This is a genomic window from Bradyrhizobium mercantei, assembly GCF_001982635.1.
Lineage (GTDB): Bacteria > Pseudomonadota > Alphaproteobacteria > Rhizobiales > Xanthobacteraceae > Bradyrhizobium > Bradyrhizobium mercantei.
Genome location: NZ_MKFI01000007.1, coordinates 18,241 through 40,083 on the forward strand (window position 1 = coordinate 18,241; position 21,843 = coordinate 40,083).

Below are 21,843 nucleotides of genomic sequence, written 5' to 3' on the forward strand. Positions count from 1 at the left end.
GAAGCACGTCAGCTAAGGAACCCGCCCCGCGTCAGGCGACGTTTCTGATCCAGTTATGCGGGTCGTTGGTGCGACCGTACTGGATGTCGACCAGCTTCTTGCGCAGGCCCATGGCGACCGGGCCGGCGACACCGCCGCTGATCTGGAAATCGCCGCTCGCCGAGCACACCTTGCCGATCGGCGAGATCACGGCGGCGGTGCCGCAGGCGAACGCCTCCTTCAGCTTGCCGCTCGCGGCATCCGCACGCCACTGCTGGATCGTGTAGGGCTCCTCGCGCACGCGCGTGCCGGCATCCTTGGCGAGCGCGATGATCGAATCGCGGGTGATGCCGGGGAGGATGGTGCCGAGCGGCGGCGTCAGCAGCGAGCCGTCATCGAAGGCGAAGAAGACGTTCATGCCGCCGAGCTCCTCGATGTAGCGGCGCTCGACCGCGTCGAGGAACACGACCTGGTCGCAGCCGCGATCGATCGCCTCGGCCTGTGCGCGCAGGCTGGCGGCATAATTGCCGCCGCACTTCACCGCGCCGGTGCCGCCGATCGCGGCGCGCGTGTAATTCTCCGACACCCAGATCGACACCGGCGCAGGGCCGCCCTTGAAATAGGAGCCGACCGGAGAGGCGATGACCGAGAAGATGTATTCGGCCGACGGCTTCACGCCGAGGAAGATCTCGCTCGCGATCATGAACGGCCGCAGATAGAGACTGCCCTCGCCGCCCGGGATCCAGGCGCGATCGATCCGCACCAGCTGCTCGACCGCATCGATGAACACATCCTCGGGCAGCGGCGCCATTGCCATGCGCTCGGCCGAATCATGGAAGCGGCGGGCATTGGCATCCGGGCGGAACAGGTTCACGCCGCCATCGTCGCGCTTGTAGGCCTTGAGGCCTTCGAAGATTTCCTGGGCGTAGTGCAGCACCGCGCCGGCCGGATCGAGCGGAAAGTTCGCGCGGGCCTCGACGCGGGCGCTGTGCCAGCCCTTGCCCTGGCTGTAGCGGACGATCGCCATGTGATCGGTAAAGACGCGGCCGAAGCCCGGGTCCACGAGCTTCGCCGCGCGATCCTTGTCGGACGTCGCATTCGGAGAAGGCTGGATGTCGAATTTCAAAGTCATTTTTCTTGCTTTCCGCTGTCGGAACCGGCGCCATACCGGGCGCCGGCCTGTTTCCCCCGGAGCCGTCAGGCTCGGCTGGTCCGGACTTCACCACCGCCGGCAACCCGGCCGGTTTCCATCGCCAACATGCCCGTTCAGACATGCTTTTGCGGAATGCTGAAGTCCAGTATGTTTGCCGAAATGCCGCTCGACAATCGCACGGTAGTCCAATTTGCGGCCCAAACCGCCTCACAGGCTCTTTCAGGCCGCCTTAAACGCTGTCGAGGACAAAACGACCTAATGTTTCGTCGTGATAGGCAGTTTTGTAACATTGAACCCAAGATACGTCAATATGACTGACATAAATTTCTCAGGCATGGCTGCCAAGCCCGATTCGCAGGGAGATGACCACGCTCCCGCAGCGGGGCGCGATCTGCGCTGGGACATCATCGAGCTGTTGTTCTTCGCCTATCGCGACTTTGTCGGCGACGCCGACCAGGAGCTGGAGGCGTTCGGCTTCGGCCGGGCCCACCACCGCGTCATCCACTTCGTGACCCGCTATCCGGGCCTGAAGGTCGCCGACCTGCTCGACGTCCTGCGCATCACCAAGCAGTCGCTCGGGCGTGTGCTCAAGCAGCTGCTGGACGAGGGCTACATCGTGCAGAAGACCGGCAACAATGACCGCCGGCAGCGCCTGCTCTACGCCACGCCGAAGGGCGAGGCCCTGGTCGCCAAGCTCGCGGGGTTGCAGACCGACCGCATCAACCGCGCGGTCGCCGGCATTGATCCGGCCGGCGTCGAGACGGTTCGCCAATTCCTCCGCGCGATGATCGACCGCGACGATCCCGACAAGGTGCTCGAAGCGATCTTCGGCGGCGGCAGAAAAACAAGGGAGTGAACCCGGTGCAGGCTGCAACCATGATGCGCGCGCCGGTCGAACCGGCCGACGACGCGCCGCATCTCCTCCTGGTCGACGACGACCGCCGCATCCGCGACCTGCTGTCGCGCTTTCTGTCCAGCGAGGGCTATCGCGTCACGACGGCAATGAGCGCCACCGACGCGCGCGCCAAGCTGCTCGGGCTGCATTTCGACCTGCTGATCCTCGACGTGATGATGCCCGGCGAGAACGGCTTCGACCTCGCCCGCTTCATCCGGACGTCCTCGACGGTGCCGATCATCATGCTGACCGCGCGCCATGAGGCGGAGGCCCGCATCGAGGGCCTGCAAATCGGCGCCGACGATTATGTCGCCAAGCCGTTCGAGCCGCGCGAGCTGGTGCTGCGCATCGGCAATATCCTCAAGCGCACCGCGCCGCCGCAGGTCGTCACCGTCGAGCAGATCGCGTTCGGCCCCTACATTTTCCACATCGAGCGCAGCGAACTGCGCCAGGGCGAGGAGATCATCCATCTCACCGACCGCGAGCGCGAGATGCTGCGCATCCTTGCCAGCGCACCCGGCGAGACCGTGCCGCGCGCCGAGCTGACCTCTGGCGGCACCGTCAACGAGCGCGCGGTCGACGTGCAGATCAACCGCCTGCGCCGCAAGATCGAGCACGATCCCGCCAATCCGCTGTTCCTGCAGGCGGTGCGCGGCATCGGCTATCGCCTGGTGGCCTCGCCCTGAAGCGCGATGAGATTGATGAGATGAATCGTCATCGCGCTTCAGGTCCTTATTTGAGCATGATCTTGTCGGAAAACCGCTACGCACTTTTCCGGATCATGCTTTAGAGCATCCGCATGAGCACGCTCGACTCCGGCCTGACCCTGATCAAGAACGCCTCGCAGCGCGTCTCGAAGGCGAACGGCTGGATGGGCAATGCGTTCAAGAGCTGGATGCCGACCGGCCTCTACGCCCGCGCGCTCTTGATCATGATCGTGCCGATGGTGATCCTGCAGACCGTGGTCGCCTTTGTGTTCATGGAGCGGCACTGGAACACGGTGACGCGGCGCCTGTCGGCCGCGGTGGTGTCGGACATCGCCGCGCTGATCGACGTCTACAAGACCTATCCGCAGGACAAGGACCGCGCGCACCTGCGCGGCATCGCCCAGAAGCTGCAGCTGGTGGTCGATTTCCTCCCCGCCGGCGACATGCCGCCGCCGGGACCAAAGCCGTTCTTCTCGCTGCTCGACCAGACGCTCTCGGTGCAGCTCGGCCGCCAGATCAGCCGTCCGTTCTGGATCGACACCGTCGGCAAGTCCAACCTGGTCGAGATCCGCGTCCAGCTCGACGACTCGGTGATGCGGATCTTCGCCCAGCGCAGCGCGGCCTACGCCTCCAATTCGGAGATCTTCATCTTCTGGATGCTCGGCACCTCGACGATCCTCCTGATCGTCGCCGTGCTGTTCCTGCGCAACCAGATCAAGCCGATTCTGCGGCTGGCCGACGCCGCCGAAAGCTTCGGAAAGGGCCGCGAGGCGCCGAACTTCCGGCCGCGCGGCGCGCGTGAGGTGCGGCGCGCGGCGCAAGCCTTCATCGAGATGAAGGCGCGCGTCGAACGCTCGATCGAGCAGCGCACCGCGATGCTGGCCGGCGTGTCGCATGATCTGCGCACCATCCTGACCCGCTTCAAGCTCGAACTCGCCCTGATCGGCGAAGGCCCCGAGATCGACGCGATGCGCAAGGACGTCGACGAGATGTCGATGATGCTGGAAGATTATCTCGCCTTCGCGCGCGGCGATTCCGGCGAGGTCGCACAGCCGACCGACATGGCGGCCGCGCTGGAGGAGTTGCGCAGCGACGCCGAGCGCCACGGCCACACCGCGACCGTCGCATTCCACGGCCTGCCCGTCGTCACGGTCAAGCCGGCCTCATTCAAGCGCTGCCTCGCCAACCTCGTCTCCAACGCGGCGCGCCACGCCAACACGATCTCGATCACCGGCCATCGCGACCACCGCTATCTCAACATCACGGTCGACGACGACGGGCCCGGCATCCCGGCCAATATGCGCGAGGAAGTGTTCAAGCCGTTCCTGCGGCTCGATGATGCCCGCAACCAGGACGAAGGCGGCAGCGGCCTCGGGCTTGCGATCGCGCGCGACATCGCGCGCTCGCATGGCGGCGACATCATGCTCGGCGAAAGCCCGATGGGCGGCCTGCGCGCGCAGGTGCGGGTGCCGGTCTAGTGAAGGCCAATCCTTCGGCCGCCTTGAGCTACCAGCGGTAGGACAGCGTGCCGATCACCTGACGCCGCTCGCCGGCATAGCAATAGCCGGACTGGCAGGTCTGGTAGCGCGTGTCGAACAGATTGGTCGCGTTGACGCGCATGGTGGCGCCGAGCAAGCGGCGGTCGAACTTGCCCAGATCGTAATCGATCACCGCATCGAACAGCGTCGTCGCGGCGTTCTCGAACGTGTTCTGGTCGTTGCCGAAGTTGGTCCCGATATAGCGGACACCGAGACCGAGCCCGAGCCCTTCGACGGGGACGCCGGACTGGAAGGTGTATTTGCCGAAGGCGGCGAAGGAATTCCGCGGAATCCCGGAGAGCTGGTTGCCGGTCGTATCGGGATTGCCCTGCGTGATCACGACGTTGAGATGGGTGTAGGCGGCGGTGAGATCGAATCCCTGCTTGAGCGCCAGCTTCGCCTCGAGCTCGACGCCCTTGGATTCGACCTGCCCGGTTGCCGCCTGGAAGGCCATGTTGTTGGGATCGGTGCGCAGCACGTTGTCCTGCGTGATGTCGAACACCGCGGCGGTCAACAGCACCGGAAGCTGCGGCATCTGGTACTTGATGCCGACCTCCTTCTGCTCGCCGGTGGTCGGCTTGAATGGTGTCCCGGACACGTCGACACCGACCTGCGGAGCGAAGGACGTCGCGTAGCTGACATAGGGCGCAACGCCGCTGTCGAAGACGTAAGCGAGACCCGCGCGGCCCGTGAAGGCGTTGGCCTTCTGCGTTGCGGGCACGCCGTCGAGACCCGCCGTCGTCGTCTGCGACACCCAGCTCTGGCGCCCGTTGAGCGTCAGAACGAAGCCGCCGAGCCTGGCCTGCTCCTGCGCATAGACCCCGACCTCGTCGGTCGACTGCTTGTTGAAGATCGAGAAGGCCGGCGTCGCGATCGCCTGGGCACCGTAGTTCATCGTCAGGAGGTTGAGATCCGGAGCCGCACCGTAACCGATCTTGTCGTTGTAGTAGGAGTGGCCGTAGTCGACGCCGAACAGCACCGTGTTCTTGATCGCGCCGAGATTGAACTTGGCCTCGGCCTGATTGTCGAGGCTCACGGTGTTGAAACTGTCGAGGATCCGCCAGGCGGAGCGCGACGCGAGATTGGTGCTGCTGTCGATGGAATCGATCTGGGTGTATTTCGCGTCGGTATCGACCTGATAGAAGCGGAAGTTCTGCCGCACCGTCCAGACGTCGTCGACATTGTGCTCGAACGCGTAACCGATGCGATACTGCTTCTGATCCATGGCGCTGAAGGCCGGATCGTTCGAGTAGATGTTGGTCAATTGTCCGTCGGGCGTGCGGAAATTGCCGATGCTCGCGGCGGTCCGGCTGCTTTGATATTCGCTGAGGATCGTGAACGACGTATCGGCGTCCGGCCGCCAGGTCAGCGCCGGCGCGATATAGGTGCGATCATCGTCGTTGCCGGGATACCAGGTCTTCGCCTCGCGCAGCAAACCCGTCAGCCGGTAATATAGTTGATCGCTGCCGGGCACCGGGCCACCGATATCGAAACTGCCTTGATAACGATCGTAAGTGCCGGCTTGCAGCTGCACCTCGCCGAACGGCGTCAAGGTGGGCCGCTTCGTCGTGACGTCCACGATGCCGCCTGGAGAGCCGAGGCCGTAGAGGCCCGAGGCCGGGCCGCGGAGGATCGACACGCTGTCGAGACCATAAGGCTCGATCTTGGGAATGGCGAAGTTGCCGCCGCCCTGGCGCAGGCCGTCGCGATAGATCCCGGTATAGGTCGCATCGAAGCCGCGGATGTAGAAACTGTCGAACCGGGGATCATAGCCGAACGCCGTGGTCGTCACGCCGGGCGTGTAGCTGACCGCATCCTTGAGCGTCTGAACGTTGCGATCCCTGAGCTCCTTTTGCGTGACGACCGACAGCGACTGCGGCGTCTCGATCAGCGCCGTGTTGGTCTTGGTGCCGGCGGTGCTGCCGGTCGCGACATAGCCGGTCGTTGTGCCGATATTGCCCGCGGAGCCCTGCGATCGCGGAGCCTGGCTCTGAGTGGGCGTAGCGACACGACTGTGTCGGTTCGCCGCGACCGCGCGCGAAGACCTGGTGTTCTGACTTGAAGCGGCGGCAGCGCGCTTCTTCGCCGCGCCGGGCTGATCCACCGTCACTGCCGGAAGCACGCTGACATTGTTCGACGGAGGACTGGTTTGCGTCTGAGCGCTGGCGACGTTCGCCCCCGATGCTCCGAGCATCACCGAACCAAGAAACGCTGCATTGATCGCAGCCGTTGATCCAAGCAAGCCGCGCTTGCTTCGATACGAAGTCATTCCCACCGAACAACACCCCACACGCCCAGACTGATCTTGATCGAGCCGCGTCTTCCTCATGAAGCGGACATCGATTGGGGCGGACTTCTATCGACGGGGTGCGTGAAATTCCACACGCGCAAAATAGAATCGCTTGAAGCGCGCACGACGCGCAACATTGGAGCGATTCAAGATGTGCGACACTGGAACGATTCAAAGCGAAGCGCTGTTGTGGGATGCTTTCAGTGCGAAAAATTTTATGTGCGTCAACGTCCTCTCAGATGGACTGGCGGATGACGCACGCAGCGATCGTTCAACGCGAGCGAGCGGCGTGAGCCCGTCATCCTGAGGAGCCGCGAAGCGGCGTCTCGAAGGATGCACGGCCACCAGCCGGGCCGTCGACCCTTCGAGACGCGCTTCGCGCTCCTCCAGCGACAAAGACAAAGCCTTTGCGCGGGGGTGACGGGGAGAGATCAGATGATTGCGCGTCAGTTCAGTGCAAGACTGCCTTGCACGTATGTCGCCAGCCGCGCGCAACGATGATGGCCAAAAGCATCACGGCCTCTCCGCATGGGAGAGGCCGTGTTCAAACGCGCGGCAGCGGTCGAATAGGTGGGCGCTACTTCTGCTTGGGCAGCAGGCCCTTCAGCTTTTCCATGTCCTTGACGTTCATCTTCATGCCGCCGGGCATGATGATGTCGCCGGGCTTCTGGTCGCTCTTGCAGGCGCCGAGCCATTTCGCCTCGATGGTCATCGTGGTGTCGCGGGAGCCGGCCGCGCCACCCTCGGCATGCGAGGTGCTCTTGACCGTGTAGGCGGAATTGAAGTCGCCGACGATCTCGGCGTGGCTCTGCATCGACATGCCGGCGACGCTGCACACGCTGTCGCTGACATAGCCCGTCGCGGTCTTCTGGACGTCCTGCTTGGAGCAGACTTCCTTGGCCATCGGCGAGGCCGCCGCGCTCATCTCCTTGTCGGTGGTCTCGTCGGTGCAGTGCTGCATGGTGATTTCCGGCATCGGCCCACCGGTACGCACCATTTTCATCTCCCACAGACCGGCCTTGCGGATCGGCAGGTCGACGGCGCAGGCGGCGCCGGCGGACAGGACAAGGCAAACAGCCGAACCAAGCAAGGCAAGCCGTCGGGTCATGCGGTTAGCTCCCGGCTGAACGATGAGGATATGGAGCGCGCTCAGTAGCGCGTGCGCAGCGGCCTCTCGGCCGCGCCATAGGGCACCCAGCGGCAGGCGAACGAGATGTAGCCACCCGGATAGCGCTGAACCGCAAGGAATTTGACGACCTTGCCGTAGGAGGCGCAGTGATCGACGGCGAGCTGCCGGGCGTCGGTCTGGGCCGCGAGCGAATAGGCGATGATACCGCCGGTATCGTTGCCCTTGAACGGCGGTACCGGCTGCATCCAGTCGGCTCGCGCCGGACCAACGGCCAGCATCCCGCAAACAGCAACCAGGCACGCGGCCAATTTCCTTCGCATCGCAGACTCCATTTCGCTTGAAACCAACATAGAGTGCGCCGGCGACCGTGAAAAGAACGACCGGGCTACCAATGGTGGACTTCTCGACAGGTGTTGCCGCGCTGCACTTGACCTTGCCGGGGCTTCGCGGCACCGTCCGCGGCATCGAAATCGGGTGGATTCCCATGCGCAACCTGTTCAACTCCCGTAACAAACTCGGCCAAAAGCTTGGTCTCGGCGCCGCACTCGTGGTCGGCCTGCTGGCTTTCGGGGGCTCGGCCCAGGCCGCCAATCCGTTCGAGCTGAATTTCTGGCTGTCGGGTCCGCGCTATGACGGCAATGTGGCGCCATGCGAGAAGGCCCTGACCACCATCAGCGATCAATTCCATGAAAAGGAAGCCACCTTCTGGAATTCGCCGCTCGTAATCACCGGCTTCAGCCGGGTCCACGAAACCGCGTTCCGCCCCTGGCAATCCGACAATATCCCGCGTCGCTATTGCACGGGTGATGCGATGCTGAGCGACGGAAAGGTGCGCAAGGTACATTATTCGATCATTGAGGACGGCGGCTTCACTGGAAGCGGATTCCTCGACGGCGTCGAATGGTGCGTAACCGGGCTGGACCGCAACTGGGCCTACAACCCGTCTTGCCGGGCCGCCCGGCCCTGATCTCCGACGTGATCGGTAAAATGGAAGCCGCCGTCATTTCAGCCGGCGGCTTTTGTTCTTGAAATGTTCCGGTAGCCTGCTAGGCTCCGAACGTTCGCGTCAGGGGAGCGTTTGATGCCTCGGTTGGTCACAATTTCCCGATTCCTGATTTCGGCTGCCTTTATTCTGTGTGGTGCGGCCGGGGCCTCGGCCCAGGATCGCCGCCAGAATGCGCCCGGTGAGTTCGACTTCTATGTGCTGTCGCTGTCCTGGTCGCCCTCGTTCTGCGAGGCGGCGAGCGAGCGCGGCAACAATGGCCGCGGCACCCAGGCGCAGTGCGGCGGGCGGCCGTATTCCTTCGTGGTGCACGGCCTGTGGCCGCAATATGAGCGTGGCTTCCCGGAATACTGCCAGCGCCCCTCGCCGCGTCTCGCCCGCAACATCATGACCTCGATGCTCGACCTGATGCCGGCACCCGGGCTGATCTACAATGAGTGGGACAAGCACGGCACCTGCTCCGGTCTCGGCGAGCGCGCCTATTTCGAAGCCATCCGCAAGGCCCGCGCCGCGGTGAAGATCCCCGAGGAATTCCTGCAATTGTCGGAGCCGAAGACGATCGCACCCGACGAGCTGGAAACGGCGTTCATCAAGGCCAATCCGGGGCTCAGCAACTCCGCGATCTCGGTGACCTGCGACAGCAAGCGGCTCAGCGAGGTGCGGATCTGCCTCAGCAAGGATCTCCAATTCCGCTCCTGCGAGGAAATCGATCGCCGCGCCTGCCGCCGCGATCAGGTGCTGATGCCGCCGGTCCGTGGCGGCTGAAGCCCGCCGCGTCATGACGGGCCAGACGCGCGCCGCACGTCGTCGCGCAGAATGTCCCGGCCGTCCGAACGGCGCCGTCGCGAAACAAGCGAGACAAGGTGCGGATACCCGGGAGCCGGCTGCGCCAAGGCTTCGCCGAGTTCAGACGTTAACCCCGCCGAAGCCTTGGCGAAGGCCGGGACAGACCGGGCACGACGAAGTACAACATGCGCACCCTCTGGAGCGCAGCGCGATAACCGCATGAACTACCGTCACGCCTTTCATGCCGGCAACTTTGCCGACGTCATCAAGCACATCGTGCTGGTGCGCATGCTCACCTATCTGCAGGAGAAGCAGGCGCCGTTCCGCGTCATCGACACCCATGCCGGCGCCGGCCTCTATGATCTGACGTCGAGCGAAGCGCAGCGCGGCGGCGAATGGCTTACCGGAATCGCACGGCTGATGCAGGCGCGGCTCTCCGACAAGGTGTTGCCCTTGATCGCGCCGTATCTCGACATCGTCAGGGCATTCAATCCGCGAGGCGAGCTGAAAGCCTATCCCGGTTCACCGCTGATCGCGCGGGCGCTGCTGCGTCCGCAAGATCGACTCACGGCCTGCGAGATCGAACCGACTGCGCGCAAGCAATTGATCGATGCGTTGCGCCGCGACGCGCAAGCGCGTGTCGTCGATCTCGACGGCTGGATGGCGCTGCCCGCATTCGTGCCGCCGAACGAGCGGCGCGGCCTGGCGCTGATCGATCCGCCGTTCGAAGCGAAGGATGAGTTCGAGCGGCTGGCCAGTGCATTCACGGAAGCGTATGCGAAGTGGCCGACCGGCGCGTACCTTTTGTGGTACCCCGTAAAATCCCGGAGGGCCACCGACGACCTCGCGCGCAGCGTGACCACTGCAACAGCAAGCAGCCGGCCCGCCGGCAAATGCTTGCGCTTGGAATTCAGTGTGGCGCCGCAAGAAGCGGACGCAGGCCTCGTTTCCACCGGCCTTTTGATAGTGAATCCGCCATGGACGCTGGCGAACGAACTGAAGATCATCCTGCCCGAACTCGAGAAGCCGCTCGGTCAAGGCGGCGCGGCACGCTTCAGACTCGAGACGCCTAAACCTTGATCTACAGCACCCACCGAAAAGTTCGATTTTGAGCATAGGCAATTTGCGCGGAACCGTATTATGCTCGTCCTGTTACGACTGGCTTTACGTTCCGCTTCCGCGAATGGTTGCGGCGGAGTGACAAGGCCGAAATAAAATCCAGGCAGACCGGCGGCGTGACGCCGGCCTGTTCAGGTGGCCAAGCGTCCGACAAGCGAATGTCGGTCAACCGCTACGCGGCGTGCGCGTAGCGGTGGAGCAATACGGGGGAGGAGTTTCCCGATGGCCATGACTGGGACAGTCAAGTTCTTCAACGGAGAGCGTGGCTACGGCTTCATCAAGCCTGATGATGGCGGCCGCGATGTGTTCGTTCACATCACAGCTGTCGAGCGTGCAGGATTGAAGGACCTGACTGAAGGACAGCGCATTACGTTCGAGGTTGAACCCGACAAGAAGGGCAAGGGCCCGAAGGCGGTCAACCTGGTGGTTTCATGACGAGCGCTCGCGGTGCGCGGCTCGTCGTGAACGGCGAATGAAGCGTTGCGTGTGAGTTGATTGCCGGGCGCGTGGCTCGCGCTCGCTGCATGACCGCCTGCATGATGCGGACGCGACCGGCCGTGCCGCAAGTCCTAAGCGTGCGGCCCACGGATTGGATCGCGGACGCGTGGCGTGCGTGCTGCCGCGCGCGATGTCCCGGATCGTCAGCACAAAGAAAAACCCGGCCGCGCAAGGCGCAGCCGGGAGTTGATATCGAACGTTTTCTTGTTCTCAGAAGTGATAGTTGATGCCGGCGCGAACCAGGCTGAAGCTGTAGCCGTTCGACGCGCCGCCGGTGATCGTGAAGTTGCTGTTGGCGAGGTCGACATAGAGATATTCGATCTTGGCGCTCCAGTTCGGGGCAAAGCCCATTTCGGCGCCGGCGCCGACGGTGAAGCCCGCATTGGTGCGGCTCTCCGTGACGCCGAACGTCTCGCCGCGCAGTTCGCCGAAGGCAAGACCGCCGGTCGCATAGAACAGCACGTTGTTGACCGCATAGCCGGCGCGGCCGCGCACCGTGCCGAACCACGGGTTGGAGAACTTCCAGGGCGCGAACCGGTCGTCCGCAGTCGAGCCCTGGATATCGGCCTCGATACCGAACACCCAGGGAGAGCCGTTCTGGAAATTGTAGCCGGCCTGCACGCCGCCGACGAAACCCGACGGCTTGGTCGGGTTGTTCTCGACCGAACCCCAGCCGTAGCCGGCGTTGCCGCCGAGATAGGGCCCGGCCCAGCTATAGGCGTTGAGCGGCTGATAGACGGTATAGGGCGAGCCGTAATTGTTGAGGTCCGCCGACGCCGCCGAGGTCGTCCAGCCTGCGACGATCAGTGCCAGCGCACGCGCAACAAACCGGGTCATTGGTACTCTCCACACACAACGCAACTGCCGCAGCCCGCTGGCCCAGGGCCGGCGTGGTTACGGAATTCCACTTTTTTCGCTAAGGTTTATCGAGAGTTTTAAGTTAAAGGCCTGTTAAGCCCGGTTACCGGCCCGCTCATCAATCTTAACAATGCGTTACCCGTCCGCCCCGGCAGCCGCACGGGGCCGGTAACCTGCTGCAATCGGGATTGTTTTCCGGTGCCGCCAACGCTGGCGAGCGGTCGCCCAAGCGCTTAATTTACGGCCCATGGTTCACGATTCTCCCGAGCGTCCGTCGCCGGCCCCCAAGGTTGACTCCCCCAAGCCACGGCGCGGCTCAAAGTCCGACCTGCCGCAGGACGATTTGACGCTCGACACCAGCGACGTCGATCCCGAAACCTCCGCCGCCGAGGAGGAGGATGACGCACGTCTTCCCGAGGCGTCGGAGGAGACCACCGAGGCGGTCGCCGAGGGCACGCTTTCGGTCGGGCATGCCGCGATCGAGAACGCGGTCCGCCTCGCCCCGACCTCACCCGGCGTCTACCGCATGCTCAACGCCGCCAACGATGTGCTCTATGTCGGCAAGGCGAAGAACGTCAAAAAGCGGCTGTCGTCCTATGCGCGAGCCAACGCGCCGCTGCCGGCGCGCATCCTGCGCATGATCGCGGCGACCACGCATGTCGAGATCGTCTCGACCATGACCGAGACCGAGGCGCTGCTGCTCGAAGCCAATCTGATCAAGCAGCTTCGCCCGCGCTTCAACGTGCAGCTGCGCGACGACAAGTCGTTTCCCTATATCCTGATCACCGGCGACCATTGGGCGCCGCAGATCCTCAAGCATCGCGGCGCGCAGTCGCGGCCCGGCCGCTATTTCGGCCCGTTCGCCAACGCGGGCGCGGTCAACCGCACCATCACGGCGCTGCAGCGCGCGTTCCTGATCCGCTCCTGCACCGACGGCTTCTTCGAAAGCCGCAGCCGGCCCTGCCTGCTCTATCAGATCAAGCGCTGCGCCGGCCCCTGCACCCGCGAGATCGATTTCCCCGGCTACAGCGAGCTGGTGCGCGAGGCGACCGAATTCCTCTCCGGCCGCAGCCACGCCGTGAAGGAGCTGCTCGCCGCCGAGATGGAGAAGGCTTCCGGCGAGCTCGAATTCGAGACTGCGGCGCTGTACCGCGACCGTCTCGCGGCGCTGTCGGCGATCCAGTCGCAGCAGGGCATCAATCCGCGCACGGTCGAAGAAGCCGACGTGTTCGCGATCCACCAGGAAGGCGGCTATTCCTGCGTCGAGGTGTTCTTCTTCCGCACCGGCCAGAACTGGGGCAACCGCGCCTATTTCCCGAAGGCCGAGAAGAGTTTTACGCCGGAGGAGGTGCTGTCCTCGTTCCTCGCGCAGTTCTACGACGACAAGCCGCCGCCGAAGCTGATCCTGCTGTCGCACGAGATCGAGGAAAGCGCGCTGCTCGCCGACGCGCTGTCGGTCAAGGCCGGATCCAAGGTCGAGGTCTCGGTGCCGAAGCGCGGCGAAAAGAAGGAGCTGATCGGCCACGCGCTGACCAATGCGCGCGAGGCGCTCGGCCGCAAGCTCGCCGACACCGCGACGCAAAGCCGGCTGCTGGAGGGCATGGTCACCACGCTCGGCCTGCCGCACACGCCAAAGCGCATCGAGGTCTACGACAACAGCCACATCCAGGGCACCAACGCGGTCGGCGCGATGATCGTGGCCGGCCCCGACGGCTTCATGAAGAACCAGTACCGCAAGTTCAACATCAAGTCCCAGGGGCTGACGCCCGGCGACGATTACGGAATGATGCGCGAGGTGCTGGAACGGCGCTTCAAGCGGCTCTTGAAGCCGCCGGAAGGCGAGGTTGCCAAGGTCGACGACAAGACGGACGACGAGTCGTTTCCGCAATGGCCCGACCTCGTCATCATCGACGGCGGCCGCGGCCAGCTCAACGCGGTCAGGGAAATCTTTGAGAATCTCGGGCTGACCCGGGTCTCGCTGATGGCGGTGGCCAAGGGACCGGACCGCGATGCGGGGCGCGAAACCCTGTTCATGCCGGACCGCGAGGCCATCAAGCTGGAGCCGCGCGACCCGGTGCTCTATTTCATCCAGCGGCTGCGCGACGAGGCCCACCGCTTCGTGATCGGCTCGCACCGCAAGCTGCGCAAAAAGGACATCCGCGAGGCTGGTCTGCAGGAGATCCCGGGCATCGGCCCGTCGCGCAAACGCGCCTTGCTGCACCACTTCGGAACGCTGAAAGAGATCGAGCGGGCCTCGATCGCCGACCTCGGCAAGGTTCCCGGCGTCAGCGCCGAGAGTGCCCGCAAGATTTTCGAGTTTTTCCATGCCCAGCCGGGTTAAACCAAAGGCTATTCATCAGGGCGTCGCCTGCGACAGGGCATCTAGGGCATGATGCGGAAAGCATGAGCCAAGGTTACGAAAAGGTCATGCTTAAACAACGAGCTAAGGCGCCATGACGATTCCGCGTAATCTCGCCGCGCTTTGGCGCCCGCACGGTTGACCTTCTCGCTTCAGCGGTATTGGTAGAACGGATGAACATCGCCACGACCCGGGGACAGACCAAGACCATGTCCCTCCCGAATATCCTGACCTACGCCCGGATCGCCGCCATCCCGGTGGTGATCGGTTGCGTCTACTGGCAGTCGATCCTGGACGGCCCGTTGTGGCTGCGCTGGGTGGCGCTGGCCGTGTTCATTGCGGCAGGGATCACCGATTATCTCGACGGCTATTACGCCCGGATGTGGGACCAGCAGTCCGCCTTCGGCCGGATGCTCGACCCGATCGCCGACAAGCTGCTGGTCGCCTCCAGCCTCTTGATGCTGGCCGCCGACAACTCGATCCATGGCTGGACGCTGTGGGCGGCGATCGTGATCCTGTGCCGCGAGATCCTGGTCTCGGGCCTGCGCGAATATCTCGCGGGGCTCAGGGTCAGCGTTCCCGTCACCAAGCTTGCGAAATGGAAGACGACGATCCAGCTGGTGGCGATCGGCTTCCTGATCGCCGGCGAAGCGGGCGAGCAGGTGTTCCCGGCCACCACCCTGATCGGCATCGTGCTGCTCTGGATGTCGGCGATCTTCACGATCTATACCGGCTGGGATTACTTCCGTGCCGGCATCCATCACCTCATCAAGGAGGATGAGGGATGAAGCTGAAATATTTCGCCTGGGTGCGTGAGCGCGTCGGCAAGGCCGAAGAGATCGTCGAGCCGCCGGCCGAGGTGCGCACCGTCGGTGACCTGATCGGCTGGCTTGCCGCGCGCGACGATGCCTACGCCTATGCCTTCGAGAAGCCCACGGTGATCCGCGCCGCGATCGACCACGCCCATGTCAAAGCGGATGCTGCAATCTCCGGCGCCCGCGAGATCGCGTTCTTCCCGCCGATGACCGGCGGCTAAATCTTCCCATGACGATTACCGCGACCATCCGCATCCAGGAAGCCGACTTCGACGTCGCGCAGGAGATTGCCGCTTTGAGCAAGGGCCGCACCGATGTCGGCGCGGTCGTCAGCTTCAGCGGCATCTGCCGCGGCAGCGAGCAGGGCGAGCCGATCGCGGCACTGACGCTCGAGCATTACCCCGGCATGGCGGAAGCCGAGATCACCCGTCACGCCGACGAGGCGCTTTCGCGCTGGCCGTTGCGGGGCCTCACCGTCATCCACCGCTTCGGCCGCATCGCGCCGGGCGAGAACATCGTGCTGGTCGTCACCGCCTCGGCGCACCGGCAGGCCGCGTTCGAGGCAGCCGAGTTCCTGATGGACTATCTGAAGACCAACGCACCGTTCTGGAAGCGCGAGGAAAGCGCGCGCGGCACGAGCTGGATCGAGGCGCGCGACCATGACGACGCGGCCGCGGCGCGCTGGACCAAACCCTGATGGCCAAGCGCAGCAAAGTGCCGGCCAAACGCAGCCCGGCCGCGCCAAAGGCGCCGAAGGTCGGTGCCGGCGAGCTTCTCACCTTGTTCGATTACCTCCGCTATGCGGTCAGCCGCTTCAATGCCGCAAAGCTGGTGTTCGCGCACGGCACCACCGATCCGGTCGCCGAAGCCGCGTTCCTGATCTGCGAGACACTGCATCTGCATCCCGACCAGTTCGAGAATTTTGCGACCGCGCGTGTCACGATCGCTGAGGGCAAGCAGATCCTCGATTTGATCGAGCGCCGGATCGCGACGCGAAAGCCGGCCGCCTATCTCGTCAACAAGGTCTATATGCGCGGCCTGCCGTTCTATGTCGACGAACGCACCATCGTGCCGCGCTCCTTCATCGGTGAACTGCTGGATTCGCACTTCGGCGGCGACGAGGACGGCACGTCGCTGATCGGCGATCCCGAGGAGGTCGGCAGCGTGCTCGACCTCTGCACCGGCTCCGGCTGCCTTGCGATCCTGGCCGCGCGGCACTTCGCCAACGCCGCGGTCGACGCGGTGGATATTTCCAAGGATGCGCTGGAAGTTGCCGCGCGCAACGTCACCGATCACGGCCTCGACGATCGCCTGACGCTCTATCGCGGCGACCTGTTCAAGCCGCTCGGCGACAACAGCTACGATCTCATCATCTCGAACCCGCCCTATGTCGACGCCGAAGGCATGGCGGCGCTGCCGCGCGAGTGCCGCGCCGAGCCGAAGATCGCGTTCGACGGCGGCACCGACGGGCTCGACATCGTCCGCCGCCTGCTCGACGAGGCCAGGCAGCATCTGACCCCGCAGGGCGGGTTGCTGTGCGAGATCGGCCGCGGCCGCGACAATCTCGAAGCCGCCTATCCCAACCTGCCGCTGCTCTGGCTCGACACCGAGGACTCCGAGGGCGAGGTGTTCTGGATCGCCGCCGCCGACCTCTGACCGGCGGCCGCGGGCCGGCTCCGGTTTAGTGCTGGGCGAAGCGAAAATCGTGTGCAGTTCCAGCCGGTTCCGAAGATCGCTGGCCCGCCGAATCAACAATGGTGCTAAGGTTGCGCTCCGGGGACGTTCGGACAGAGGGCGCGGGCGCGCGACATGATTCGCATTTCGACGATCTTCATCGCCATCTGCATGGTGCTGGTCGCAGCCTCGCTCGGCTTCGTGCTGTATTCGGTGGCCGGCATCAGCGGATCTGAATCGGCGATCGTGGCGCTCACCGCCCTCACCTGCCTGATCCTCTACAACGCCGTTTCGATGCGGTTGCGCGACCGCAGCGACGTCGGCGGCCAGATCGCGGACCTGTCGCGCGGCACCGCCGATCTCGCCCGCCAGGTCGCCGAATTCGGCCGCCGGCTGGCCGCAGTCGAGGGCCGCGTCGCCTCGGCCAACTCCGCCGGCGCCGACCGGATGCAGGGCATGGCCGGCGAGATCAACGAGCTCGGCGGACTGGTGCGGCAGCTCGCGGCGTCCGTCGCCCATCATGAGGACCTGCTGGCGGCAGGCCCGGCAGTGCCACCAACCGCCTCGCCGCGCGACGATCTGCTGCAACCGGTCGCGCCGGCCCCGACCGTCGTGTTCGCGGCCCCGCCGCCGCCGACACCACCGCCGGCGATCTCACGCAGCCAGGCCCAGCTCGTCGGCGCGATCAGGCACGCCATCGATGCGAACCGCCTCGACATCTACCTGCAACCGATGGTGACGCTGCCGCAGCGCAAGGTGCGCTATTACGAGGCGGTGACGCGGCTGCGCGACGAGCGCGACCAGGTGCTTGCCGCCGACGATTTCATCGAGGCGGCCGAGGCCGGCGGTCTGATCGGCCGCATCGATCACATGGTGATGCTTCGCTGCGTCCAGGTGCTGCGCCGCCTGATGATCCGCAGCAAGGATGTCGGCGTGTTCTGCAACGTGTCGGCAGCGACGCTGTCCAGTCCGGAGCATTTCACCCAGTGTCTCGATTTCCTCGAAGCCAACCGCGCGCTGGCGCCGTCCTTCGTGCTCGAGTTCAAGCAGGCGACCTTCCGCAATCTCGGTCCGGTTGAAAGCGAGAACCTCGCGGCGCTGTCGCAGCGCGGCTACCGCTTCTCGATCGACCATGTCAGCGACCTCCGGCTCGAACCGCGCGAGCTCGCCGATCGCGGCGTCCGCTTCATCAAGGTCCCGGCCGCACTGCTGCTCGATGCCAAGCAGAGCGCGACGTCGGATATCCATCCTTCCGATCTGTCCGACCTGCTCGGCCGCTTCGGCATCGACCTGATCGCCGAGCGGATCGAGGGCGAGCGCTCGGTGGTCGACCTGCTCGACTATGATGTCCGGTTCGGCCAGGGCTTCCTGTTCGCGCCGCCGCGGCCGTTGCGGCCGGAAGGGGCATCTGCTACCGCCGAGGCTCCGCAGGCCAACCCCCAGGACGTTAATGGCGCCGGCACTTCAGCACCCGTCTCCAGCCCCGCAGCGCCACCACGCGCAACCGGCAGCGCCGCGCTGGCGCGCCGCGCCCTCGGCCCGAACTAACCAACGGAACGGATCATGACTTCGTTGCGCTTCGTGGAGCAGCTGCGCGACCTCGTCGGCGGTGTCGATGTGGTGCTGTCGGATATCTGGGGCGTCGTGCACAACGGGCTCGAGTCCTTTCCCGAGGCCTGCGAGGCATTGCACACATTCCGCAAGCAGGGCGGCACGGTGATCCTGATCACCAACGCGCCGCGGCCGGCCGATTCCGTGCAGCGCCAGCTCCGCAAGCTCGGCGTCGCCGACGAGACCTATGACGCGATCGTCTCCTCGGGCGACCTGACGCGCCACTTCGTGGCCGATCATCCTGGCCAGAAGATCTTCTGGATCGGTCCGGAGCGCGACAGCTCGATCCATCGCGGCCTCGACGCCACCTTGGTGCCGCTGGAGCAGGCGGACTACATCATCTGCACCGGCCTGTTCGACGACGAGACCGAATCCGCCGAGGACTATCGCGACACGCTATTGAAAGCTCTCGCACGCAAGCTCACGCTGGTCTGCGCCAATCCGGACATCGTGGTCGAGCGCGGCGACCGGCTGATCTACTGCGCCGGCGCGGTCGCCGAACTGTATCGCGAGCTCGGCGGCGAGGTGATCTTCTACGGCAAGCCGCACCGGCCGATCTACGAGCGCGCGATGGCGCTGGCTGCCGAGCGCCGCGGGCGCCCCACCGAACTCAGCCGTGTGCTCGCGATCGGCGATTCCGTGCGCACCGATCTGACCGGCGCCCTTGGGTTCGGCATCGACCTGTTGTTCGTCACCCGCGGCATCCATTCCGAGCAGTTCGAGGGCATCGAGCAGCTCGATGCGGCCTCGATCAAGGAATTGTTCGGCCATCCGCCGCGTGCGCTGATGCGCGAGCTGAAGTGGTAGCGGCGCGTCGCGGGGCGCGCTGCCAAAATATCGAAAACAACCCCATGCAAAGCAGCCGGCGGCGGCCGGTGTTCGACTTGGCAACTTGACACGTCGGGCAACTCAGGCGCATACTTCTAATATTCCGAAATCACACGCATCCGCCCGCCTTACCGTCGACCTCAAAGGCGCAAATGCCCGGGACAAGCCCGGGCATGACGTAAATTCCGTTGATGCGATGATGGACGAGCGTCTTACGCCGTCGCCATGTCCGGGAACACGGCCTCGATCTTGGTCTTCAGCGTCGCCGCATTGAACGGCTTGACGATGTAGTTGTTCACGCCGGCCTTCTTGGCCGCGATCACGTTCTCGGTCTTGGATTCCGCGGTGATCATGATGAAGGGCGTGGTCGCGAGATTGGGATCGGCGCGGACTTCCTTGAGCAGGTCGTAGCCGGTCATCGGCTCCATGTTCCAGTCGGAAATCACCAGGCCGTATTTCTTGCCGCGCATCTTGTTGAGCGCTGCCGAGCCGTCGGAGGCATCGTCGATATTCTCGAATCCAAGCTGCTTGAGGAGATTCCGGATGATGCGGATCATGGTGCTGTAATCATCAACCACCAGAACCGGCATGGACAAATCAACCGCCATCTTTCCCCCCAAAACGACTAACGCAACTTGGCTTCTGCACAAACGCAGCTTTCCGCCAACGACTAACAGCAGGCGTTAAACAGCGCGTTAACCGGCTGAATCCGGATTGTTACGGATTTGACGCGATTTTCGCTAAGCTTGACTTCCACGCCGCCGCCGCGTCACGGTCCGGCGCAACAATCATGCTTAAAAATCCTTGAAGAATCCCTGACATGAGCACCGGCTTTACCGTTATCCGCGACAACACCCCCGAAAGCGCCATTCCGAAGGGCGCCGTGGTCGCGATGGGAAATTTCGACGGCGTCCATCTCGGTCACCGCGCCGTGATCGGCGCGGCGCTGGCGATGGGCAAGGCGCACGGCGTGCCCGCGCTCGCGGTGACCTTCGAGCCGCATCCGCGCAGCTTCTTCAGCCCTAACACCCCGCAATTCCGCCTCACGGACGAGACCAACAAGCTGCGGCTGCTCGCGGCCACCGGACTCGCCGGCGCTGTCGTGATGACATTCGACAAGGCGCGCGCAGGGACCTCGGCGCAGGATTTCATTCACCATGACCTGATCCGCCGGCTCGGCATCAGCGGGATCGCGGTCGGCTACGACTTCCATTTCGGCAAGGGCCGAGTCGGCTCGCCGAGCCTGCTCGTCAGCGAAGCGCCGCGGCTCGGCATCGAGGTCGATGTGCAGGCCCATGTCGACATCGAGGAGCGCCCGGTGTCCTCCAGCGCCATCCGCATGGCGCTCGCCGAGGGCGAGGTGACTGAAGCCATCACGATGCTGGGCGGGCCGTGGTTCGTCACCGGCAAGGTGATCCATGGCGAGAAGCGCGGTCGCGACCTCGGCTATCCCACTGCCAATATCCGCCTCGACAAGCATTGCGGCCTGAAGCACGGCATCTATGCGGTGCGGGTCGGCAAGGCACAGGGCAACGACAAGGTACGGTTCGACGGTGTCGCAAGCTTCGGGCGCCGCCCGACCTTCGACAACGGCGCGCCGCTGCTCGAAGTGTTCCTGTTCGATTTCAAGGGCGATCTCTACGACACGGTCCTTGATGTCGCATTCATCGGTTTCATTCGCGAAGAGCTGAAATTCGACACCATCGAGGCGTTGATACGCCAGATGGATGACGACAGCGCCAAGGCGCGCGCGCAACTCGCCGCCGCGCCCGACGCGTTCCCGCAGCTCGGAGTGATTGGTTGAACAAGACTGAGAAGCAGAAAATGCTCGCGGGCGAGCTGTATCGCCCGGATGCAGAACTCGCCGCCGACCATACCGCGGCGGAACATTGGATGGCGCGCTACAATGCGTCGGGTGCTTCGTCCGCAGCCGAGCTGCACGCGCTGCTCGCCGAGCGCTTCCGCAAGGTCGGCAAGGACGCCGTGATCCGTCCGCCGTTCTTCTGCGATTACGGCAGCAATATCAGCCTCGGCGACGGCGTGTTCCTCAACTTCAATTGCGTGATCCTCGACGTCGTCGAGGTCGTGATCGGTGAACGCACCCAGATCGGACCCGCGGTGCAGATCTATACGGCCGACCACCCGCGCGATGCCGAAACCCGCCGCGCCGGGCTCGAATTCGGCCGCCCGATCCGGATCGGCAGCGACGTCTGGATCGGCGGAGGTGCCATCATCCTGCCCGGCGTCATGATCGGCGACGGCGCCCTGGTCGGGGCCGGCAGCGTGGTGACGCGGGACGTCGCCCCCGGGACGATCGTGGCCGGAAATCCGGCCCGGCGGCGGCAGCCTAGCGCGGGATGAGGCTTGGTTGAGCTGGAGCGGCGGCGGTGAGGTCACCTCTCCCTTGGGAGAGGTCGGCGCGCAGCGCCGGGTGAGGGGTTAAGGTCTCTCGGTGGAGCTGCGGCCCCTCACCCGATTTGCTGCGCAAATCGACCTCTCCCCGCCGGGGAGAGGTGAACCGTACCCCGCGGTCAAACCGATTTGACTTCATCCCGATCCGGGGCGATCCCCCGGAACGGCCCCGCCGGCCAACCGGGGCTT

The 21,843-nt window shown here is 64.5% G+C and carries 22 protein-coding genes; 16 read left to right on the forward strand and 6 right to left on the reverse strand.

Features of this window, described 5'->3' with window-relative positions; all coding sequences use genetic code 11:
• Positions 1–31: 31 nt before the first annotated feature.
• Complete coding sequence (locus tag BI327_RS29880) at positions 32–1,111, reverse strand: branched-chain amino acid aminotransferase (RefSeq protein WP_076864882.1); 1,080 nt, start codon at positions 1,109–1,111, stop codon at positions 32–34.
• 331 nt (positions 1,112–1,442) lie between these two features.
• Here BI327_RS29880 and BI327_RS29885 point away from each other — a divergent pair, with 331 nt between their 5' ends.
• From BI327_RS29885 to BI327_RS29895, 3 genes are all read left to right on the forward strand, one after another.
• Entirely contained in the window at positions 1,443–1,988 is a 546-nt protein-coding gene (locus BI327_RS29885) for a MarR family winged helix-turn-helix transcriptional regulator (RefSeq protein ID WP_076864883.1), read from the forward strand.
• Between the two features lie 20 nt (positions 1,989–2,008).
• Positions 2,009–2,713, forward strand: coding sequence for a response regulator (locus tag BI327_RS29890; RefSeq protein ID WP_076865454.1), 705 nt, complete (start codon positions 2,009–2,011; stop codon positions 2,711–2,713).
• A gap of 113 nt (positions 2,714–2,826) precedes the next feature.
• Positions 2,827–4,212 (forward strand): ATP-binding protein, encoded by a 1,386-nt coding sequence (locus BI327_RS29895; protein WP_076864884.1) that lies wholly within the window; start codon positions 2,827–2,829, stop codon positions 4,210–4,212.
• A gap of 28 nt (positions 4,213–4,240) precedes the next feature.
• Here the strand turns inward: BI327_RS29895 and BI327_RS29900 are convergent, their stop codons facing one another.
• The 3 genes from BI327_RS29900 to BI327_RS29910 form a co-directional block, all read right to left on the reverse strand.
• Positions 4,241–6,466, reverse strand: coding sequence for a TonB-dependent siderophore receptor (locus tag BI327_RS29900; protein ID WP_076865455.1), 2,226 nt, complete (start codon positions 6,464–6,466; stop codon positions 4,241–4,243).
• 673 nt (positions 6,467–7,139) lie between these two features.
• Complete coding sequence (locus tag BI327_RS29905; protein ID WP_076864885.1) at positions 7,140–7,670, reverse strand: DUF3617 domain-containing protein; 531 nt, start codon at positions 7,668–7,670, stop codon at positions 7,140–7,142.
• 41 nt (positions 7,671–7,711) lie between these two features.
• Positions 7,712–8,011: a hypothetical protein gene (locus BI327_RS29910; RefSeq protein WP_076864886.1), complete on the reverse strand. Its 300-nt coding sequence runs from the start codon at positions 8,009–8,011 to the stop codon at positions 7,712–7,714.
• Between the two features lie 164 nt (positions 8,012–8,175).
• On the opposite strand from BI327_RS29910, the gene BI327_RS29915 reads away from it, so the two are divergent.
• The 4 genes from BI327_RS29915 (at position 8,176) to BI327_RS29930 (ending at position 11,034) form a co-directional block, all read left to right on the forward strand.
• Positions 8,176–8,658 (forward strand): hypothetical protein, encoded by a 483-nt coding sequence (locus BI327_RS29915; RefSeq protein ID WP_076865456.1) that lies wholly within the window; start codon positions 8,176–8,178, stop codon positions 8,656–8,658.
• A gap of 114 nt (positions 8,659–8,772) precedes the next feature.
• Positions 8,773–9,459, forward strand: a complete 687-nt coding sequence (locus BI327_RS29920; RefSeq protein ID WP_076864887.1) for a ribonuclease T2 family protein — start codon at positions 8,773–8,775, stop codon at positions 9,457–9,459.
• 240 nt (positions 9,460–9,699) lie between these two features.
• A complete protein-coding gene (locus BI327_RS29925; protein WP_076864888.1) occupies positions 9,700–10,560 on the forward strand; it encodes a 23S rRNA (adenine(2030)-N(6))-methyltransferase RlmJ in 861 nt (286 codons plus the stop codon).
• Positions 10,561–10,821: 261 nt separating this feature from the next.
• A complete protein-coding gene (locus BI327_RS29930; RefSeq protein WP_016844477.1) occupies positions 10,822–11,034 on the forward strand; it encodes a cold-shock protein in 213 nt (70 codons plus the stop codon).
• Positions 11,035–11,307: 273 nt separating this feature from the next.
• Here the strand turns inward: BI327_RS29930 and BI327_RS29935 are convergent, their stop codons facing one another.
• The gene (locus tag BI327_RS29935) at positions 11,308–11,934 is read right to left on the reverse strand and encodes an outer membrane protein (RefSeq protein WP_076864889.1); all 627 of its coding nucleotides are present in this window, start codon (positions 11,932–11,934) and stop codon (positions 11,308–11,310) included.
• A 268-nt stretch (positions 11,935–12,202) separates the two neighbouring features.
• Between BI327_RS29935 and uvrC the strand changes: the two genes are divergently transcribed.
• The 7 genes from uvrC to BI327_RS29970 all read left to right on the forward strand — a co-directional run bounded on the left by uvrC (position 12,203) and on the right by BI327_RS29970 (position 19,221).
• Positions 12,203–14,296 (forward strand): excinuclease ABC subunit UvrC, encoded by a 2,094-nt coding sequence (gene uvrC / locus BI327_RS29940; RefSeq protein ID WP_076864890.1) that lies wholly within the window; start codon positions 12,203–12,205, stop codon positions 14,294–14,296.
• A gap of 191 nt (positions 14,297–14,487) precedes the next feature.
• Complete coding sequence (pgsA, locus tag BI327_RS29945; protein WP_016844474.1) at positions 14,488–15,102, forward strand: CDP-diacylglycerol--glycerol-3-phosphate 3-phosphatidyltransferase; 615 nt, start codon at positions 14,488–14,490, stop codon at positions 15,100–15,102.
• Positions 15,099–15,350, forward strand: coding sequence for a molybdopterin converting factor subunit 1 (gene moaD / locus BI327_RS29950; protein ID WP_076864891.1), 252 nt, complete (start codon positions 15,099–15,101; stop codon positions 15,348–15,350). Before pgsA ends, moaD begins: the two co-directional genes overlap by 4 nt.
• Before the next feature lie 8 nt (positions 15,351–15,358).
• The gene (locus tag BI327_RS29955; RefSeq protein ID WP_076864892.1) at positions 15,359–15,826 is read left to right on the forward strand and encodes a molybdenum cofactor biosynthesis protein MoaE; all 468 of its coding nucleotides are present in this window, start codon (positions 15,359–15,361) and stop codon (positions 15,824–15,826) included.
• A complete protein-coding gene (gene prmB / locus BI327_RS29960) occupies positions 15,826–16,785 on the forward strand; it encodes a 50S ribosomal protein L3 N(5)-glutamine methyltransferase (RefSeq protein WP_076864893.1) in 960 nt (319 codons plus the stop codon). Before BI327_RS29955 ends, prmB begins: the two co-directional genes overlap by 1 nt.
• Positions 16,786–16,938: 153 nt before the next feature.
• The gene (locus BI327_RS29965) at positions 16,939–18,351 is read left to right on the forward strand and encodes an EAL domain-containing protein (RefSeq protein WP_076864894.1); all 1,413 of its coding nucleotides are present in this window, start codon (positions 16,939–16,941) and stop codon (positions 18,349–18,351) included.
• Positions 18,352–18,366: 15 nt separating this feature from the next.
• Positions 18,367–19,221: a TIGR01459 family HAD-type hydrolase gene (locus tag BI327_RS29970; protein ID WP_076864895.1), complete on the forward strand. Its 855-nt coding sequence runs from the start codon at positions 18,367–18,369 to the stop codon at positions 19,219–19,221.
• Between the two features lie 233 nt (positions 19,222–19,454).
• Here the strand turns inward: BI327_RS29970 and BI327_RS29975 are convergent, their stop codons facing one another.
• A complete protein-coding gene (locus tag BI327_RS29975; protein ID WP_016844467.1) occupies positions 19,455–19,850 on the reverse strand; it encodes a response regulator in 396 nt (131 codons plus the stop codon).
• Positions 19,851–20,062: 212 nt separating this feature from the next.
• Here BI327_RS29975 and BI327_RS29980 point away from each other — a divergent pair, with 212 nt between their 5' ends.
• Both BI327_RS29980 and BI327_RS29985 read left to right on the forward strand, forming a co-directional pair.
• Positions 20,063–21,046 (forward strand): bifunctional riboflavin kinase/FAD synthetase, encoded by a 984-nt coding sequence (locus tag BI327_RS29980; protein ID WP_076864896.1) that lies wholly within the window; start codon positions 20,063–20,065, stop codon positions 21,044–21,046.
• Entirely contained in the window at positions 21,043–21,603 is a 561-nt protein-coding gene (locus tag BI327_RS29985; protein ID WP_167386917.1) for a sugar O-acetyltransferase, read from the forward strand. Before BI327_RS29980 ends, BI327_RS29985 begins: the two co-directional genes overlap by 4 nt.
• Positions 21,604–21,843 lie beyond the last annotated feature (240 nt).